The organism is Halocatena halophila, assembly GCA_027563145.1.
GTDB lineage: Archaea > Halobacteriota > Halobacteria > Halobacteriales > Haloarculaceae > Halocatena > Halocatena halophila.
In genome coordinates this window covers 2,614,254-2,632,730 of record CP071306.1, presented here as the reverse complement: position 1 = coordinate 2,632,730, position 18,477 = coordinate 2,614,254, and the positions used below count along the sequence as shown (strand labels likewise).

General features: G+C 58.5%; 19 protein-coding genes. 5 read left to right on the top strand and 14 right to left on the bottom strand.

Translation table 11 applies throughout. The features are described from left to right. Positions 1 to 121 precede the first annotated feature (121 nt). The 3 genes from tmcA (at position 122) to JXQ78_RS13950 (ending at position 3,882) form a co-directional block, all read left to right on the top strand. Entirely contained in the window at positions 122 to 2,335 is a 2,214-nt protein-coding gene (tmcA, locus tag JXQ78_RS13960) for a tRNA(Met) cytidine acetyltransferase TmcA (protein ID WP_330631378.1), read from the top strand. Next, positions 2,328 to 2,807, top strand: a complete 480-nt coding sequence (locus JXQ78_RS13955) for a DUF456 domain-containing protein (RefSeq protein WP_330631377.1) — start codon at positions 2,328 to 2,330, stop codon at positions 2,805 to 2,807. The genes tmcA and JXQ78_RS13955 overlap by 8 nt, the downstream gene beginning before the upstream one ends. A 175-nt stretch (positions 2,808 to 2,982) precedes the next feature. Then, positions 2,983 to 3,882 (top strand): DUF3267 domain-containing protein, encoded by a 900-nt coding sequence (locus JXQ78_RS13950; RefSeq protein ID WP_330631376.1) that lies wholly within the window; start codon positions 2,983 to 2,985, stop codon positions 3,880 to 3,882. A gap of 465 nt (positions 3,883 to 4,347) precedes the next feature. Here JXQ78_RS13950 and JXQ78_RS13945 read toward each other — a convergent pair whose 3' ends face one another. Together JXQ78_RS13945 and JXQ78_RS13940 are read right to left on the bottom strand one after the other, a co-directional pair. Continuing rightward, entirely contained in the window at positions 4,348 to 4,806 is a 459-nt protein-coding gene (locus JXQ78_RS13945; RefSeq protein WP_330631375.1) for a hypothetical protein, read from the bottom strand. A gap of 370 nt (positions 4,807 to 5,176) precedes the next feature. Next, a complete protein-coding gene (locus JXQ78_RS13940) occupies positions 5,177 to 5,338 on the bottom strand; it encodes a hypothetical protein (RefSeq protein WP_330631374.1) in 162 nt (53 codons plus the stop codon). A 14-nt stretch (positions 5,339 to 5,352) separates the two neighbouring features. On the opposite strand from JXQ78_RS13940, the gene JXQ78_RS13935 reads away from it, so the two are divergent. Next, positions 5,353 to 5,514: a hypothetical protein gene (locus JXQ78_RS13935; RefSeq protein ID WP_330631373.1), complete on the top strand. Its 162-nt coding sequence runs from the start codon at positions 5,353 to 5,355 to the stop codon at positions 5,512 to 5,514. Here the strand turns inward: JXQ78_RS13935 and JXQ78_RS13930 are convergent. The 7 genes from JXQ78_RS13930 to JXQ78_RS13900 all read right to left on the bottom strand — a co-directional run bounded on the left by JXQ78_RS13930 (position 5,511) and on the right by JXQ78_RS13900 (position 13,086). Beyond that, positions 5,511 to 6,242: a GNAT family N-acetyltransferase gene (locus JXQ78_RS13930; protein ID WP_330631372.1), complete on the bottom strand. Its 732-nt coding sequence runs from the start codon at positions 6,240 to 6,242 to the stop codon at positions 5,511 to 5,513. The genes JXQ78_RS13935 and JXQ78_RS13930 overlap by 4 nt on opposite strands. Before the next feature lie 25 nt (positions 6,243 to 6,267). Beyond that, positions 6,268 to 6,660, bottom strand: coding sequence for a hypothetical protein (locus tag JXQ78_RS13925; RefSeq protein WP_330631371.1), 393 nt, complete (start codon positions 6,658 to 6,660; stop codon positions 6,268 to 6,270). Between the two features lie 9 nt (positions 6,661 to 6,669). Next, on the bottom strand, positions 6,670 to 8,337 hold the full coding sequence (locus tag JXQ78_RS13920; RefSeq protein WP_330631370.1) for an FAD-dependent monooxygenase: 1,668 nt from the start codon (positions 8,335 to 8,337) through the stop codon (positions 6,670 to 6,672). Continuing rightward, the gene (locus JXQ78_RS13915) at positions 8,330 to 9,973 is read right to left on the bottom strand and encodes an electron transfer flavoprotein subunit alpha/FixB family protein (protein ID WP_330631369.1); all 1,644 of its coding nucleotides are present in this window, start codon (positions 9,971 to 9,973) and stop codon (positions 8,330 to 8,332) included. Before JXQ78_RS13915 ends, JXQ78_RS13920 begins: the two co-directional genes overlap by 8 nt. Positions 9,974 to 9,976: 3 nt before the next feature. Then, complete coding sequence (locus JXQ78_RS13910) at positions 9,977 to 10,828, bottom strand: electron transfer flavoprotein subunit beta/FixA family protein (RefSeq protein ID WP_330631368.1); 852 nt, start codon at positions 10,826 to 10,828, stop codon at positions 9,977 to 9,979. 133 nt (positions 10,829 to 10,961) lie between these two features. After that, a complete protein-coding gene (locus tag JXQ78_RS13905) occupies positions 10,962 to 11,291 on the bottom strand; it encodes a 4Fe-4S dicluster domain-containing protein (RefSeq protein ID WP_330631367.1) in 330 nt (109 codons plus the stop codon). Between the two features lie 82 nt (positions 11,292 to 11,373). Further along, positions 11,374 to 13,086, bottom strand: coding sequence for a glutamate--tRNA ligase (locus JXQ78_RS13900; RefSeq protein ID WP_330631366.1), 1,713 nt, complete (start codon positions 13,084 to 13,086; stop codon positions 11,374 to 11,376). Positions 13,087 to 13,188: 102 nt separating this feature from the next. Between JXQ78_RS13900 and JXQ78_RS13895 the strand changes: the two genes are divergently transcribed. Continuing rightward, positions 13,189 to 13,581 carry a hypothetical protein gene (locus tag JXQ78_RS13895; RefSeq protein WP_330631365.1) on the top strand — a complete coding sequence of 131 codons (393 nt, stop codon included), beginning with the start codon at positions 13,189 to 13,191 and terminating at the stop codon, positions 13,579 to 13,581. Here the strand turns inward: JXQ78_RS13895 and idsA3 are convergent. From idsA3 to JXQ78_RS13870, 5 genes are all read right to left on the bottom strand, one after another. Then, on the bottom strand, positions 13,575 to 14,609 hold the full coding sequence (idsA3, locus tag JXQ78_RS13890) for a geranylfarnesyl diphosphate synthase (protein WP_330631364.1): 1,035 nt from the start codon (positions 14,607 to 14,609) through the stop codon (positions 13,575 to 13,577). The two genes, JXQ78_RS13895 and idsA3, sit on opposite strands and share 7 nt — an antisense overlap. 9 nt (positions 14,610 to 14,618) lie before the next feature. Further along, on the bottom strand, positions 14,619 to 15,974 hold the full coding sequence (locus JXQ78_RS13885; protein WP_330631363.1) for a ribonuclease J: 1,356 nt from the start codon (positions 15,972 to 15,974) through the stop codon (positions 14,619 to 14,621). A 259-nt stretch (positions 15,975 to 16,233) separates the two neighbouring features. After that, positions 16,234 to 16,449 (bottom strand): hypothetical protein, encoded by a 216-nt coding sequence (locus tag JXQ78_RS13880; protein ID WP_330631362.1) that lies wholly within the window; start codon positions 16,447 to 16,449, stop codon positions 16,234 to 16,236. A gap of 93 nt (positions 16,450 to 16,542) precedes the next feature. Then, positions 16,543 to 16,947 (bottom strand): hypothetical protein, encoded by a 405-nt coding sequence (locus JXQ78_RS13875; protein ID WP_330631361.1) that lies wholly within the window; start codon positions 16,945 to 16,947, stop codon positions 16,543 to 16,545. A 197-nt stretch (positions 16,948 to 17,144) separates the two neighbouring features. Further along, positions 17,145 to 18,401 carry an MFS transporter gene (locus JXQ78_RS13870; RefSeq protein WP_330631360.1) on the bottom strand — a complete coding sequence of 419 codons (1,257 nt, stop codon included), beginning with the start codon at positions 18,399 to 18,401 and terminating at the stop codon, positions 17,145 to 17,147. Positions 18,402 to 18,477 lie beyond the last annotated feature (76 nt).

The following is an 18,477-nucleotide window of genomic DNA, read 5'->3' as shown; positions in this document are numbered from 1 at the left end:
GTACACCGATTTACTGCAGCCGTCCATAAAAGGGCTTCCGAACACGAGCGACCATGCGTGTTCACCACACGCCATGAGTGTGGATCGCCAGGTCCAATGGCACTGGAGAGTATTCACCGGTATGTTCGAAGGGGCCATCCGAGCCGTACACGAGGAGGCATGCCGGGCCAACGAGCGACGGTTGCTCGTGGTGACCGGTCCCCGCGCTCGTGGAATCACGGTCGCCAAAACGGTCTGCTCTGTGGCAGAGCCGGAGACGGTCGTGACGGTTGGATCCATCGATCTGCCTGACGTTCGTTCCGTCCCACACAGCGACACCGACTCGCTGCTCGGCACCACCCAGGACTGTCTGCTGGTCGATTGCCACGAGTCGAGTCAGCCGAACACGCTCGGGGGGACGATTGGAGCGGTCGATGGCGGCGGGCTGGTTGTCTGGCTGACGCCGACATTGTCTCGGTGGCCAGAACGTCGTGACGAATTCGATGCGACGCTTGCAGTTCCTCCGGCGACGATTGACGACGTGACGGGTGCATTTCGGACACGGCTCGGGTCGTTGCTCGAACTCCACGACGGCATCGCGATCCTCGACGTATCGACGGAAACAGTGCTTCGAGATGGACTGACCGATCCGCCGCCTTCCACAGCGCGTCCCCAGCCACAGCCACCGCAATCACACGATTTTCCAGCTGCTGCGTACGAGTCGTGTCTCACGACAGACCAGGCGAGGACACTCTTTGCTCTCGAACGACTGCAGACGCCCGGAACGGCGACAGTGCTCGAGAGCGATCGTGGTCGGGGAAAATCTAGCGTGGCCGGGCTCGCTGCCGGGTCGCTCGCCGTTGAGGGCGCAAGGGTGCTCATCACGGCACCCGCCACCAGCAACGTCAGGGCGCTGTTCAAGCGGGCAAGCGAACTCGTCGCAGACTGTGGCGTTCGCCAGACCGCCACGGAGATATCGGTCGAGACGACCACGGGTGGGACAGTGAAATACGTCTCTCCAACGGACGGCATCGATCAAATCGAGTCAGCCGACGCCTGTATCGTGGATGAGGCCGCAGCACTTCCGGTTGGCACGCTTGAGCAGTTCTGTACCGAAACGCCAGTCGCGTTCGCCACCACTGTCCACGGCTATGAGGGGACCGGCCGCGGATTCGCGGTTCGGTTTCAGGACCGATTGACCGAGAGCAACCTTGACGTGACACACCGGACGATGCAAACGCCGATTCGATACGCAGACGACGATCCGATCGAGAAATTTGCCTTCCATGCGCTGTTGTTGGACGCCACCCCGCCCGTTGAGCCACTCATCGAAGATGTGACGCCAGATGAGTGTGTGTACGAACGACTGACAACAGCGGAGCTGATCGATGACGACCATCGGCTTCGCTCGCTGTTCGGATTGTTGGTGCTCGCCCACTACCGAACCGAACCCGACGATCTCGCACGCCTGCTCGACGCGCCGAATCTCGACGTACGCGTACTGACTGCCGATGGACACGTCGTCGCGGTCGCGCTACTCGCCCGCGAGGGTGCCATTGGAGAACAGCGCCGTCGGGCGACCTACCGTGGTGAGCGGCTCCGAGGCAACATGATCCCCGATCTGCTCACCAGCCAGCTTCGCGATCCGGACGGTGCAACGCCGGTGGGCTATCGGGTGATGCGCATCGCCACGCATCCGGCCATTCAGTCGCGGGGGATCGGCTCGAAACTGCTCACCAAACTCCACGCCGAATTCGACGAGGCAGGCTGGTTCGGTGTCTCCTTTGGAGCGACACCCGAACTGCTACGGTTCTGGACGGCGAATGGCTACAAGATGGTCCATCTATCAACTACCCGGAACGATACCAGCGGCGAGCACAGCGCCGTCATGCTCCGTCCGGGTGCGTCGGCCCTCTTCGAGAAGCACACCCGGTGGTTCGAAGAACGGATTGGTGGAATGTGCTGTGATACGCTCTCGGCGGTCTCGCCCGATCTCCTTCGGGGCGTTTATGCGGCCACCGAACGACCGATTGAGCGGTCGCTCTCCGATCGAGAGTGGCAGCTGATAACCAGCTGTGCGTACGGACCCGGGCAGTTCGATATGCAGCCACGCCCGTTCAGGCGGCTGGTCGAACGAGCACTCAGCGATCCGGAGTGTACGAGTCTCACGCCGGACCAGGAGCGACTACTCGTTTCGCGCGTCCTGCAAGCTATCTCCTGGGAAGTGGTTGCCACCAAACTGGGGTATCACTCCGCGAGTGGCTGTCGACGCGCGCTTGGTCGGGCGCTTCGGGTGCTCGTCGATCGGTACGGAACCGAGGCGGCGGCCACAGAACGGCGGTGGTACGATGAGTGAGCTCGTCCTCTTGCTCGCGGTGGTGTTGGGTCTTGCAGGCGTGGTCGGCAGCGTCGTTCCAATGGTACCTGGTGCCCCACTTTCGCTGTTGGGTGTCGGACTCTACTGGTGGACGAGCGGATTTTCCGAACCAGGACTCCTCTCCATTGTCGTCATCACAGTGATTGGGTTCACGGCGGTGCTCACTGACACGTTTGCGGGCGCAATCGCGGCCAAATTCGGTGGTGCATCCTGGTTGACAACCACGCTTGCCGGCATCGTTGGTTTCGTCTTGTTTTTCGTCACTGGACCGCTCGGCATGCTGCTTGGAATAGCGCTTACCGTCTTCGGTGGGGAAATCTACCGCCATCGCGATGCACGCGCCGGCGCGCGGACAGCACTCGTCGCCACGGTTGGTGTCATTGGCTCGGCCGCAATGCAGTTCGTGCTTACGCTCAGCATTCTGTTCATATTTCTGGCATCGGTACTCTGAGGGCAGAGGAGTGAGTCGTCAGCCGACCACCGTTCGGATCACACACTGGACAGTTTCCAGTCGGCGGACGAACTAACGATCACACTCAGTACCAGCTCACCCACAATTGTGGCCCGTCTGATACGGTGTCACAGTGTACAGTTGAGAAACACATACCGTGGTGGGAGTTCTGTGAGTGTACGAGCACAAAATGGAGCCCCCACCATCGGATGACGCTGATATACTCATCGAAGAATTCGAACTGACTCGCTCACTGGCGCTGGAATTGACAGCCCTCAGCACCGGGGGCTTCATCATCGGTGCGATCGTCTTTAGCGCAATATACACATCCCTAACAGGATTCTCGCCGGAGCTATCCCTACAACTGAATGATGGTTCGTTGCTTCGGGGTATCGTTCCATTGTTCTTCATTGTGATACTCACGCTCGTCGTTGTTCTGCTCCACGAACTCATTCATGGGGCTGTAATCCGGTCATTTGGCGTCCGACCGGTTTTCGGAGCAGGACTCGCTTACGGCTTTTTTCCGTACGCGTACGTGACGGCTGAGAACGCCCGATTGTCCCGGAATCAGTTCATCGCCGTTGTGATTGCTCCGTTGATTCTCATCTCGGTTCTTGGAACAGTGTTTATGGTTAGACTCGACTGGTATTGGCTCGTCGTCCCGCTCGCCTTCAATGCCGGGGGGTCAGTTGGTGACCTATGGATGCTGGTCGTGGTGATACGCCACCGTGAGGATGTACGAATTGAAGATCAAAAGGATGGAATACGAATCTACGACACGGACGCTCATCCAGTCCCACGGAGATCATTTTTCACCTTCGTTCGTTATTTCCTGGTTGGGTCGGCGCTCTGTGCGGTCGTTTTATGGACGCTCCTGGGGGTTGTCGTGCCCGTGTTGTGGCAGGCGATCGGTGGTGATGCGATAGCTCTTGAAGTCCCCGGAACGGGATGGCAACTGGTTGAATACGCCTGGACGGCTGACAGTGGATTTTCGGCAACGATCAGTTTCAGTGCCATTCTTGCTCTCAGCTCAATGGGAGGATTCCTGTACGGAGTGTTCAGAAGGGATCGATAAAGATCTCTCATTGGAGCTTCCAAAAAAATGGTTCGATTGACAACGTGACAACTCAACAGTTACAGTCGCCACCGCAATCGCCACCACACGAACAATCGTCGCTGCATGTACACGGACCGGCCATGAATCGAGTTACCGTGCTCGTCACGTCCGTGAACGGTTGTTGGTGATCGATTCTTCCTGTCGATCGCTGTAGACCATACATCGTCATGAGTTACCTGACGTTTCTATCGCTGCTGGCCCGGCACACGATTGGTCTGTCATGAGGACCAACAGCATTCTAATGGATAGAACATGGAACAAAGAATCTTTCGGATTTTAGTTATATTAAAATTATAGAGTTAAAGTGGAAAATATAAATTTTCGAGCGAAGAGATTGTTGTGTTCTGAAGCATTCTTCGTCGCAGTACGGCGTGAGAGCCGAGGAATGCGTGATTGTACGTGAAAAAATCTGCCCAAACAGATTCAGTCCCAGGTATCGCAGCCGATCGTTATCGACTCTCCTGGTTCGGCGACTGCATGAGCTTCGATTTCGCCAGCGACGCTAATTTGCCAGCGACAGTCGTCTAACCCCGGATACGTGTCAAGGATGTAGCCAGCGTAGTCCCAGGAGTTGCTGTAAGCGTGTCTGGCACAACTCCCACCCCTGATCGTTGCGCCTGGATTACCACTTTTCCAGACGCAGGAGGGATAGACCGCGAGCGTTTCAACGTCGTCCGAACGGCGTTTATTCGAAGAGAAAGAGGACTCTCGCGAGGGTGCTCTCTCGTCTGGAGATGGGTCACTGGTTGCGGCTGCCGTACCAGCGAAGGTAACCATTCCGAGGCCTACCGAACACGCGGCCTGCAACATGTCGCGCCGGGAGTGTTTGGTAATTGCTGTCGATTCGTTCGTGTCGATCGATTGGTCCTGATCGGCTTCCATTTGGTGATGATTGTGTCTGATAATTCACCACTCATCCAAAGACGTCCGGCGGTACTCCTGGAGTATCGCTTCACCGTGTGATGATGAGCGGGGGGAGGTTCAGGGCGGCCGGCTCCGACCGCCGTTCATTAGGAGCTATCTCATATCACAATATTACCTATAGATTAATTTGATAATATATTTTCGAAATCCTCAAAATAATAAACAAAACAGCCAGATAATATCGTAAATATAGTACTTCTGTGGCGACTTCTACTCTGACCGATGGCGTCGTCAGTGGTCGCGTGAATAGATCTATAAATATTCTTTGAATGGGTCACTGAGACCGGCAACGATACAATCGTAATTGTGTCTTTGTCTGACACTCCAGCTAGTGGTGGCCAGTCCGCTCGCCGGGACCCGAGATCGTATCAAGCGATGCGTCGAAGACAAGACCGAACGACTGACCAACGAGCGAATCTGTGTGATCGGCGAAATCGAACGTGGTGTCATCGTCAGTGCTACTCCGGGCGAAACGACTGTGAGTATTCAACACGGAGACCACGTATGGACTGTTCGGAGACCGAGTGTGAAAATACGGCTGCAGTTCGCCTCTTCGTTCCGGGAAACCAACCCAGACTCGTCTGTCCCGCCCACGGTCGTGTCATCGCACAGCGCGACGGCGTCGTTGCCGAGGTGCTTGATACCGACGACGCGTCGTGGCCCTAAAGCTCGACGGCCATCATCACTTCGTCGATATACTCGCCCTCGATCTGGTAGTGGTTCTTGCGCACTGCTTCGGTCTCCCAGCCATGGGTCTCGAGAAACTCGATCGCAGCCTCGTTCGTTGAGGGAACGCTGTTGTACACCTTTTCGTAGTCGTGTTCGCGAGCCCACTCAAGTCCGCGCTCTAACAGCCGGCTCCCGATGCCGTGATCGCGATACTCATCGAGCACGCCAACGGTCAGCTCTGCAGTGTGGCCGAGCTTTTCGACCTCGGGTGCGTGGAGGTGCACCCAGCCAACCACGTCACCGTTGACCGTTGCCACGAAGAACACGCGTGACTCGAGATCGTTGTGTCTGAGCAGTACGTTCTCGTGATCGACGATATCGGCGATCGACTCGGCCACGATGTACGTCTTATCCTCGATCGCACTCCGGATCGCACCCACGAGCCCCGTCAGATCGCTGTTGTGTGCCTGTCTGATCGTGACCTCCACATCGTTGTCCGCATAGCGCTCCTCGGATTCGGATTCGAACGCCACCGAAAGCGTCTCGTCGTCCTGTTCGATCACGCCATCGCGCTTTAGGATCGCAACGTGATGGCCAAAGGCGGTCGGTTCCATGTTGAGCGCCCGTCGCGCGGTCTCATAATCGACCGTTCCGTGTCGCTCGACGTGCTCGTACACGTCTTTGCGGCCGCGGTGGGCAAACTCGAGTTCATCGGAGAACTGCATGCGTAATTTTAACACACCTCATTACTTAACCATTTGTACTGCCACGATCATCTGTCCGCTGAGGGACGTGTGTCAACAGCTGGGCGGTATCGAGTAGCGACCCGGTTTCTATCAGGGCTGTTGCGGCGGTACGGGCCGGTATTACCGCCTCTATGCGTGTTTCATAACATCGTGCGTACAGCCCAAGCCAGTCGTTGATTGTGGTTTCGAGCGTTGAATGTTCGTCTGGTGACAATGGCGGCTGTGTTTCGTCCGTCCGGCTCTCGATGTAGATCGCGAGCGCGGGACCGAGACCATCCCTGAGGTACGATCGAGCGCGGTGCTCATCCGGTGGTCGAGCGGGCGGATCGAAAGCGGCCCGTTCACTCCGTGCGCGTCTCGCGAGTGTTTGTAGCCGCGCGTGGCGATCATCAACCATCGGTTTGTCTTACCCCTGTCTGAATTCGACGCCCCGGCCACCACTGGGATGTTCCCAGGCAGTGTCGGCGACGACCGCACACGTGCCACACTCGATACAGGGCTGGGTGTCGAGACTCACGACGTCTTTCGTCGAGCCGTTCGACGCGATCGTCTCCTCGCGATAACAGCCCCCACCGAACTCGCTTGCGCTCACCGGACAGGCCGTGACAGCTGCTCCGCTCGCCTCGACAGAGTTGTCGAGCAATTCGATGTGTGGATTGCCAATGTCAGTGTCGTAGGTTAACTCGCCGATCCGTTGTTCGAGCGACGGAGGATCGACGGTCGTATCGTCACTGACTGGTTCGCCCAGCGTTTCTGCAATCACCGTCGGGAGTGTGACGTAGGGGGTCTGTGTGTCCGGAATGGACATCGACATGAACGGGGAGCTATACAGCCGCTTGAGCAACCCGGTCGCATCGAGCGCACGCACGCCAAATCTCCCGATCGGAGATTCTAGCAGTCGGTCGACCACCTCTGTCGCCCGTTCGCGTTCGGCGATCGGTCGCACCCGTTCGTAGCGCTTGGGGCGGAGCTTTGCCATCGTCCCCGATTCGTACAGCCGCTCGACGTAGCGTTCGCCCGCCGATTCTGGCTCACCGCGGCGTTTTGCCCCCGCAAACGCCTCACCGGCGAGCGCCCCGGCCGTTACGGCGTGGTTCATTCCTTTGATGATCGGGCCCTGTGCCTGCATCTGGCCAGCCGCATCGCCGACAAGCACCAGCCGGTCGGACTGTGGATCCGGATGGGCGACCTTCTTCGAGTCTGGGACGAGCTTTGCCGCGTACTCGACCTCTCGGTATGGGTCGTCGATCCACTGACTACAGACCGGATGTTCGAGGAGGGCATTCAACAGCTCGTGGGGCTCTGCGGCCGACTCGACCAGACTGTCCAGATGAAATACGGCACCGATCGAGAGCGTGTCCACGTTGGTGTAACAGAACCCACCCCCTCGAACGCCGTCAAACAGATCGCCGCTGAACAGGTGGGCAACCCCCTCCTGGGGGCCGATATCGAATCGATCATTAACGTTTGGGGCTTCAACGGTCGCCTTAACGCCCTGGAACCACTGTTCGGGGTCTTCCCAGTTCATCAGTCCGGCATCGCGAGCAAGCTCGCTGTTGACACCATCGGCCGCAACGATGAACTCCGCTCGGATCGGGTCGATCTCATCGCAGGTGACGCCCACGATCTCGCCGTCCTCACGGAGCAGACCGTTCACCTTGATTCCACTTAGCAGTCCGCCACCGGTCTCTCTGGTCCGTTCGTGTACGCGCTCGGCCAGCCAGGAGTCCATTTTTCGGCGCAACACCGCATCAGACCACCGCGTGTCGTGTTCGTGCAGCCGCGTCAGATCGTACTCTTTGACGGTACTGCCGGCAACGTTCTGAATGTAGTACTCCGTGATTGGCCGTTCGGTCGCTTCGAGTCGGATCTGGGGATAGAGGTTGTCGATCGCGTAGGGGGCAGAATCCTCTGCGTACAACAGGCCTCCAGAGACGTTTTTTGCCCCCGCCTTGACGCCGCGTTCGAGTACCAGCGTCTCGATCCCTTCGTCTGCGAGCTTTGCCGCTGCGGCCGCACCGCCGGGGCCTGCACCCACGACGATGGCTTCGTACTGTTCGTATTGGTCACTCATTGGAATCATCCTCCGTGTCGCCACCGTCCGCACGCGCTTTTAGATCCAGTTCGCCGGTATTGAGTGCAGAAATTAACTGCGGGAGCACCTCAAAGAGGTCTCCCTCAATGAAGTAATCGCTGAAGTCGCGAATCCGTGCCTCAGGATCCGTGTTGATCGCAACGATCGTCTCGGATTCGTCCATGCCGACCTTGTGCTGAATCGCACCGCTGATGCCCGCAGCAATGTAGAGTTCGGGTGCGACGACCTGTCCCGTTTCACCGATCTGGCGCTCTTCCTGAGTGTACTCCTCGACGTGGCCCTCGAAATCGTACGAACCCGTCACGATTCCCCGAGAGACGCCCACATCGGCGTCATCGAACGCATCGGCGAGTTCGACGCCGAGTTCCATGCCGCGAGTTGGATTGTCACCGATCCCCCGTCCGAGCGCGACGACAACGTCGTTGGTCGTAAGATCGACGCCAGAATCGAGGCGCTCATGATCGGTCACGTCCACACGGAGCCAGTCCTCATCCAGTTCCGTTTCGTGCTCAATCACGGTTCCCGTGCGCCCGTTGTCGAACTCGGGTGCTTCGAAGCTTCCAGGAATCACGGACGCTCCCTGTGGATGGAACTCCCGCGTGGGATTGTCGAGACAGAGGATTGTCGAGTACTCAAAGCCCGAAAAGTCCGGGCGCTTCATGTGCAACACTCGTTCGAACGTTTTGTTCTCACCGGGCTGTCCGGTTTTTACCGGGTTCGAGATCACCGTCTCCTCGATGTACAGCCCAGAACAGTCACTTGCCAGGCCACTGTCGAGTTCTGCCTGCACCTGCGCGGAGAGATCTCGGCCGTTGTTGGTCGCGGGAAACAGCGTGTATCGTGGCTCATCGTACGAGCGAAATGATGCGTCGCTTCGGGCCATTTCCGCGAACAGCTCCGTGTATGGCTTGTGTCGAAAGCGCTCTAGCCGGTCGTCCTCGTAGTAGAGCGCAACGTCTGCGCCATAGCCAATCGCTGCCTCGGCCAGTCCCTCGACTGAATCGCCGATCACGACGGCTATCACCCGCTCGTCGGCGTCGTGCGCCTCGTTGTAGGCGTCCATCAGCTCGCGGGCCTTGCCCAGCATCTCTTTGGAAACGTCGATCAGCTGGCCGGCCTGGGTTTCACAGTAGACCCACATGTCCCGATACGTCCCCTCCTCAAGCGCGCGCACGTGGCGTTTGTCTGCAGTCGGATGGTCGAGATCGGGATGTTTTTCTTCCGGTGATTGTTCCGTCGTCGTCTCGTGTTCGTCTCCATCGCTCCCTGCCACGGAGTCGATTCGATTTTCGATCAGTCTGATTGCGCTGTCTCGGTCTTCTCCCGATCGTTCGGCTTCGAGGAGTGTCTCGAGTTCGCTTTCCGTATCGAGATCCTGCAGTGCATTCCCGAGTTCGGCAACCGAGCAGTCGCCTGGATCGATCGGTCCGGACTCGTCAGATTCGTCCGCCGAAAACTTCTCGATGCGGCTTTCGATCAGCGTCACTGCGCCCTTTCGATCTTCTCCGTCCTGTTCTGCTTTCAGTATTGCTTCGAGCGCTGTGACATCCTCGATGTCTTTCAGCGCCGGCCCGAGTTCGGCGATCGTGTGTTCGGATGGATCGATTGGTGGCATGCTCTATGCACCCCCGGACAGCGCGGCCATCTCGTCGAACAGTTCGCCCATCGCCTCCGCATCACCCGGATCGACCATGGTAGCCTCGCGTTCGGCGGGAGGCTTTGGAATTGGATCCACCGAGGAGACGATTGTCGGCGAACCGTCCAGCCCGATGTAGTCCGGATCCAGATTGAGATCGGTATGATCCCAGGTAGTGAGATGCTGGTCGTACTCCGCAGCCCGTTCTACGGTCGTCTCGCGCAAGTCCTTCAGGGCGAGGTGCTCGCCGGCCGTCCGGTAGTCGCTTTCAAACTCCGAATCGACCACGATACACGCAGGGAGTGGCGCTTCAACGGTTTCTATCTCGGCAACGTCACCCTCGACCAGTCGCCTGGCCCGAACTCGACGCTCGTCTTTGTCCACTGAAAGCCCCGTCACGTGCGTGATCATCGGAATGTCCAGCGCCCAGCACGTCTGTGGACCCGTGTGTCCCGTCTCACCGTCTGCCGTTTTGAACCCGGCAAACACCAGATCCGGGAGTCCAAGCTTCTCGATACCGGTCGACAGCGCGATTGCCGTCGCCCACGTATCGGCTGCCGCCAACTCCCGATCGGAAAGGAGATACAGATCGTCGGCGTACACCGACTCCATCGCCTCCTGGAGTACGTCTCCGTATCCCGGCGGACCCATGCTCATCACGCTCACCCGCCCACCGTGTCGAACCTTTGTTTGTAGCGCCGCCTGCAACGCGTGCTCGTCGTTCGGATTCATCACGGTCGGCGTTTTCCCACGCTCTAAGTGACCATCTTCGTCGAACGATACCTGTCCTTCGCGAAAATCCGGTACCCCTTTCGTCAGAACGATCGAGTGCATTGACATCAGTTACCCTGTCTGGCTATGACTACCACGGGAGGTTAATAGCTTTTTACTATGTAATCAAATTTTATATATTTAGTATATGCTGATTGCCAGGTGCTGCGAGAAGGTAGAATGGTGATGCAACCGCTCAGATCCGTCCTGCTCTGCCGGGATCGACATCAATCGCATCAACCGGGCAGACATCGACACAGAGCATACAGTCGATACACTGTGCTTCGTGGGTTGGTTCGGCTTTGATTTCGCTTTCTGGATGGTCTGGCGAGTCGACCCAGGTAAACACGTCCACCGGGCAGTCCTCAAGACAGGCCCCATCGGCGAGACAGATGTCGTAATCGACCGCCACGTGCGTTCCGTGGATACCGAGTTTCTCGGGTGGTTCGGTTGGTCCCCAGACATCGACACCATTTTCCTCACCAACATGCTCCCTGTTCTCTTCGAACTGTGGGTCGATTGGCATAGATAACTAGGAAACTACCAGGGAGACACTTAAGTGTACTCCTCCGCGAAAAAACCCGTTCTACCCCGTCTGCACCAGTGATTCAGGGATGGCTGAAATACGCGACAACTGGCGAGTTACGTTCGTCGATTCTAACGAAGCCAACGCGCTCGAACTGGAGTTCCTCGCCAGGGTCGTACGATTGCACGCCGGGTTCGGCGTGTCCGGAGACCGTTCCGTCCATCGTTTTGAGCTCGACCGGGATGTTGTCTGTAGCGGGCACCCAGTGAATGACCGGAACGCGCTCGTTTCTAACGACATCGATCGAATCGCCGGTGAACTCGAGTGCGTCGCGAGTGTGTCGAACACAGCCATAGCCCTTGAGCCAGACGCGATCGCCGTTGGCAGGGAGATCTTCGGGTTCTATTAGTACGCCTCCCTCGACGGGGATGGTGCGGGTTCCGCGGTCCTCGTGGTCGGGATGGACGGGAGGATTGCCGGCGTCTGGACCGCCGACAATCTGGCGCTCGATGCCATCACGCACGAAAAAGGCCCGGTCGGTTTTGTCGTCGATCAGTTCACGATTTTGGGCATACACCGAGGACATCGCGAGATCGACATCGCTTGTGGACGTGCCGAGTTCGACGAGCGCATTGACGATTGCTTCGCCCTGGATGCCGCGCTTTTTGCAGCTCTCGATCGTCGGTGCGCGCGGGTCGTCCCAGCCCTCGAGCTCGCCCGCATCGATGAGTGCCTTGATCGTGGAGGTGGACATCGAGACGTCGTAATCGTCGATCTGGACGTGGCCCCAGTGGAGCACCTCGGGATACGCCCAGTCGAAGTAGTCGTAGAGGAACTGCTGGCGCTTTGCCGAATCCTGGAGGTCGATGCCACGAATGATGTGTGTGATTCCGGTGAGATGGTCGTCGACGCCGCTCTGGAAATCGAGCATTGGCCAGCAACGGAACTCGGCCGCCTGTTCGCGTGGATGTGGGCGGTCGATCATCCGGAAGGCAACCCAGTCGCGCAGTGCGGGGTTTTTGTGCGTGATATCGGTCCGAACGCGCAACACCATCTCGCCGGCACTGAATTCGCCGTTCACCATCGCCTCGAACTCCTCGGCGACGAGGGTCGCATCTTTATCGCGATGGGGGCAGGGCTCGCCATTATTTTTCAGATCGGAGAAATTTTCTGCCGAACAGGAGCAGGTGTAGGCACCGCCCCGATCGATCAGCTCGCGTGCGTGCTCGTAGTACGTTTCGAGCCGGTCGGACGCACGGATAACCTCGTCGGGCTCGAAGCCAAGATAGTCGATCGAGTCGAGAATCGAGTCGTAGGCCTCGAGATCTGGGCGCTTGGTCTCTGGGTCGGTGTCGTCGAACCGACAGAGCATCCAGCCGTCATAGCGCTCTTTGTACGTGCCGATAACGGCCGGCATGCGGGCGTTCCCCAGGTGCCAGGGGCCGTTGGGGTTTGGCGCGAGTCGCATGCGAATTTGCTCGTACTCCTCAACGTTGGGAAGCGTGCCGAGCGGATCGTCGTCAGTATCGTCCTCGGCGGCCAGTTCCTCAAGTCGTTCTGGAGCGAGTGCTTCGAGTCGATCGCGTCGCTCTGGCGTGTCGAGTTCGTTAACTCGCTCGACCACGGGCGCGATCAGTCCCGGAATCTCATCACCAAACTCACGAAACTCGGGATTCGCCCCCATCAGCGGCCCCATAATCGCTCCGACCTGGGCATCGCTGTCGTGTTTGAGCGCGTTAAACAGCGCGTTAACCTCTGCGGCGCGTTCGATCGCCGCCTGTTGAGCGTCGTCCATACAGTGAGGAAAACGGTGGGGGATCAAAACCGCCGTGGATTGCGGTGTCGATCCATCAGGCATACCGGAGGGTTCGTTGTGATCGAACAGTATCGGTAGCACATGTCATTTGAACTGGCGCTTTCTGCCGTCCGTCCAACCCAGTTGTATCTCTCACGCGAGAAGCTGGTCGGCGTGCTCGAATGGTTCGACGTTGGGGCGCCGGCGTACGATCCGCTCACCGTGATCAGTATCGAGGACACGTGGTATCTCATCGACGGACACACCCGTGCCTTTGTCGCGTTCCTTGCGGGAGAGCAGACCCTTCGGCTCGTCCACGACGAAACGATATACGACGATCCGGCGTTTCCGGTGTACCGGCAGTGTATTGAGTGGTGTCGCGCAGCGAGAATCGAGACAATCGGTGATCTCAGTGGCTGTCTCGTCGATCACCAAACGTACGAACGCAAGTGGATCGAACGGTGTCGGGCGGTCACTACCGAGGAGACTCAGTAGTTGCGCTCAATCAGATAATCCGCGATTCCAGAGAGCACGTCGCGAGCCGGCGACGGCTCAAGGACGGTAAGATTGTCTTTGCCGCTGGCGATGAGCTCCCGCGCCGTGTTGCGGGCGTACTCGATCGAGCCAACGCGCTCAAGTTCGGCCACGGCGGCGTCGATCTCCGCCTCGGTGACCGCCTCGACGCTATCAGTGTCGACCAGCCCTTCCACGTCAACCCCTTGCTGGCGTGCGTGCAGCGTGATCAGCGTCTGTTTGTTCTCGACGAGGTCGCTCCCGCGCTGTTTGCCGAGTTGTTCGCTCGACATCGTCAGATCGAGGAGATCGTCCTGGATCTGAAAGGCCATCCCAACATCAATACCGTACTGGTGCAGCGAGTCGACCGTGTCGTCGTCGGCACCCAGCAAAAGCCCGGGGATCGCCGCCGACGCTGCGTAGAGGACGGCCGTCTTCAGCTTCACCATCTCCAGATACTCCGACGTGCTGACGGTGTCCTGCGATTCGAACGCCACGTCCATCGTCTGGCCCTCACAGATCTCCGTGCATGTCGTTGCGAGTTCTTCGAGCGCGCGGACGCTGTTTTCCGACGGGGCACCGGTCTGGAGCATGCACTCGAATGCCTTGGAGTAGAGCGTATCACCGGCGAGGATCGCGGTGTCGAGATCGAACGCCCGGTGGACCGCCGGCACGCCACGGCGAAGATCGTCGTCGTCCATGATGTCGTCATGGATGAGTGTGAACGACTGAATGACCTCGACGCTGACGGCAGCCGCCATGATATCCATATCATCCGGGCCAAACGCGCGATACGACTGACTCAGCGGTGGCGTTTCCGTGAGTGCCTCAGCCGTTAACAACAGCACGCTCGGACGAAGGCGCTTGCCACCCGCATCGAGCAGGTGACGTGAGGCGGTATAGAGGCGTTCGGGTTCCTCGATGGGAAGCGTCTCGAGCAGTGCGTCGTCGACGAGTTCCCGTCGCTCGGCTATCGCTGCGGTTACGTTGTCAGTGGCTGGTGCACTCATGGTTGGTGATTACTCGTCCACGAGCTGGATCATATTTCCGTTGTACGTCACGTGCAGGTCGCGGCCCAATTTGTAGCCCATTGACTGGCAGAGATCCGCGTACGGCGCGAACCCTTCCATGCTCTGGTGGGCTGGGATGACGTGTTGTGGCTGGAGCGCATCGAGCATCTCGTAGTGGCCCTCCTCATTCAGGTGGCCCGACACGTGGATGTCGTCGTAGATGCGTGCGCCCTGCATCTTCAGCAAGCGCTCGGACTGATAGCGCTGGCCCTCGTTGGTCGGCTCGGGGATGATTCGTGCAGAAAACACCACCTTGTCGCCGTCGTCAAGCTCGTATGGCGTCTCGCCACGACCCATACGAGTCAACATCGCGCGGGGTTCGCCCTGGTGGCCAGTGACGATCGGCAGGAAGTTTTCTTTGCCCTCGTTCATGATTCGCTTGAACGTCCGATCGACGGATTTCCGGTGGCCGTACATGCCGAGTTCGTCGGGGAAATCCACGAAGTCGAGTCGTTCTGCGGTGCCGGAGTATTTTTCCATCGAGCGCCCGAGCAACACCGGCTGTCGGCCGATCTCTTCTGCAAACTCGACCAGACTCCGCACACGCGCGATGTGGCTTGAGAACGTCGTTGCCACGATCCCGCCGTCGTAGTCTTCCATGCTGTAGAGCACGTCCTTCAGATGGCGACGAGCGACGGATTCGCTCGGCGTCCGGCCTTTGCGCCCAGCGTTCGTACAGTCCTCGATGTAAGCCAGCACGCCAGGGCCCTCGCGACCGATCTCACGGAAGCGCTCCATGTCGATCGGATCGCCGATCACCGGCGTGTGGTCCATCCGTTTATCGAGCCCGTAGACGATTGCGCCTTCGGGCGTGTGGATCACCGGATTGACCGCGTCGATAATCGAGTGTGTTACGTTGACGAACTCCATTTCGACGTTGCCGCTGTCGCCGATCTGGCGCGTTTCGCCCGCGCTCATTTTTATCAGGTCGTTTTTGACGCCGAACTTTTCCTCGGATTTGATCTGCTGTTTGACCAGCTCGATCGTGAACGGCGAGGCGACGATCGGGGCGTCGTAACGGTGTGCGAGCTTCGAGATCGCTCCGATGTGATCGAGGTGACCGTGGGTCGGCACGATCGCTTGCACGTCGCCCTCGAGATCGGACATGACGCGATCGTCCGGGATCGCACCCATGTCGATCAGATCCAGGCTGTGCATCCGCTCTGTTTCGACGTTGTCGTGAATCAGTACCTGTGAGAGGTTGAGTCCCATATCGAAGATGACTACGTCGCTTCCGGTCCGGACGGCCGTCATCTGGCGACCAACCTCTTCGTATCCGCCTATCGTTGCAATTTCGATTTCCATAGTCGTACGCCGAGTCCGTCGTCCCCGGTTGCGATCGTTACCCACCAGACGCGAATGCGGCTGAAATCGGGTGACGGCGCAGCCTACCGGCGAGAACAGACAGGTGTCGCGTGTGTTGCTCGCCGGTCGCCCGCTCGCAGTCCAGGGCGACCGTTCTCTCGGTTATCCCAGTGTACTGCCTGCGGTGTTAAAAAGTGCGTGGCTTCGTCGTGACCGAAACCGTTAGTAGTATCGGCCGTCTCTGGGCCGAATTCGGCCGTTATCGGCTCTCAAGCGGGAGTATGTTCGTGTATGCGAACAGCCCACGGACGAACAGAAAGCAGACCAGTCCGAACCCCGCGAGCAGCGTCGGCCCACCGAGCAGTCGGGCCGTTTCATAGCGCAGGACGATCCGTGAAAAGCCCACGATCACGAAGCTCACCAGGATCAATCCGAACGCCAGGATCGAGAGTTTGGCGTACGTGTGCTGGTTCATGGCACTCGTAGGTGCGAGCGGATTGAAACGGTTTTGGACTGCGGCGTCATTGGTGGTTTCGAGATGAGCAGTGAAACCCCGTTTTCGTCACTGCTATTCAGTTCGATTCAAATGGACGATCCAGACCGGAACCAATACGAGATGCCAGAGGAGCATGCCAGTGCCAACGCTGTGCCCGGGATCGACCAGCGAGGGGGTTGTTATGAACGCGACGACGATTCCAACCGCAAAGCCGGCGATCAGCACGAAGCGACCCCCAGCACCGATCGCCTCAAACCAGCTGCTGATCCGCTGTCCGAACGGTGTTTTTGCGATGGGACCGGTGGCGAGCGCTGACAGGACAGCCCCCACTGCCAGCCACGGAACCAGCCAGCCACTGCTGGGTTCGATGAACTGTATTACGAACATGAAACCGATGGGGATCCAGAGGAACCTGTCGACTCGCGAGGGCTCACGGTCAGGAAGCCAGGTGGCAGTAGTTGTGAGCGGCGGGACCATTGGTATATTCGCTACACTCTGTGAATGAGTATTTTGTTATTTTTCAACATCATTTTTGGATAGAGCGAGATGACGTTCTCACCGCGTTCTACCATTCAAACGTCGTATCTTGGCGGACACAACGATATCCGTACGACGAAATGGACTCCACGAACTGGCGCGTGGCTACCGTTTCAGTGAGAATTTTCCGATCGCTTCTACACCTGTCCCAGCCCGTACTCAGCCGGATCGATCTCCTCGACCGGGGGCACGTAGCGCAAGAGAGGATGAGTGAGCCAGTACAGCGTCATGAACAGGAAGCCAACACCTATCACGGCCACGACGACGGAACCCCCGACTACATCGCCTGTGATCCCACCAAGCAACGAACCGACTGGCATCGCCGCTGCCGAGGCGCTGGTGCTGACCGAGGTCACACGTCCCAGCAGCTCCTCGGGAACATACGTCTGGATCATCGCCATGAAAACGACGTTCGTGACGCCAACGGGAATCCACGCGAGACAGAACAGGGCAACCGTTGCGGGAAGCCACTGAACGTAGACCGCTGCAAGCCACGCGAAACCGCCGAGGCTGAACCCGATAATCATCAACCGGCTCAGCGAAACCCGCTTCAATGGCGAGGCCCCGAGCGCACCGATCAAGAGTCCCGCAGTGATCGCGGCCAGTAATATCCCATACGTCTCGGAACCGCCACGCAATGTCGCGAACACTGGAAGGACGGCCATCATTGCCCCAATAATGAAATTGACGACCATCGACGCGCCGAGCGTTAGAACGAGGATCGTCCCACGGATGTATTCAATACCTTCGCGGAGTTTCCTCACGTAGTCTGAAAACGCCGACGTAACTCGATCTGTGTCCCCTTGCTCCGTCGTACTCTCTGCATCAGGAATTCGGGTCATAGCGAAGATGAGCGCCGTCAGAGCGAATGTCACCGAGTCGATGAGGTACAGCGAGACTGCACCGAGGAGGGCGACGAGCACGCCACCGAGTGACGAGAAGGCGGCATCGACTCCCTGATACGCGAACGAGAACGCCGAGTTCGCGTCGACGATCTCCTCCTCGTGGACGATCCGCGGCAATGCCGCGTTCTGTGCCGGGTAGACGAACTGGTTCATCATCGCAGCGACAGGCATCACCACAAGCACGACCGTCACGGAGAGCCAGCCGCTCATCGCTGCCACTGGAATGATGAGCACGAGCACGCCCTGAAGCACCTGTGTCCCCACCAATAGCCGCCGGATATCCCAACGGTCGACGAACGGTCCCGTGAGAAACTGCAACGCCTGGGGGGCGAGCGTCAGAAAGCCCGCAAGTCCGGTATAAAACGCTGAGCCGCCGAGATTATAGACCAGCCACATCGCCGCCACGTAATAGAGACTATCACCCGCATTCGTCACCAACCGTCCCACGAAGAGCCGCCTGAACGTCTTGTTTCGAATGAGCGCTCTCATCAACGCAAATACCCGATTCCGGCAGATAGTTGTTAGCAGAACGCCATTTCTGTAAACTGATAGACCGAAGCTCGCT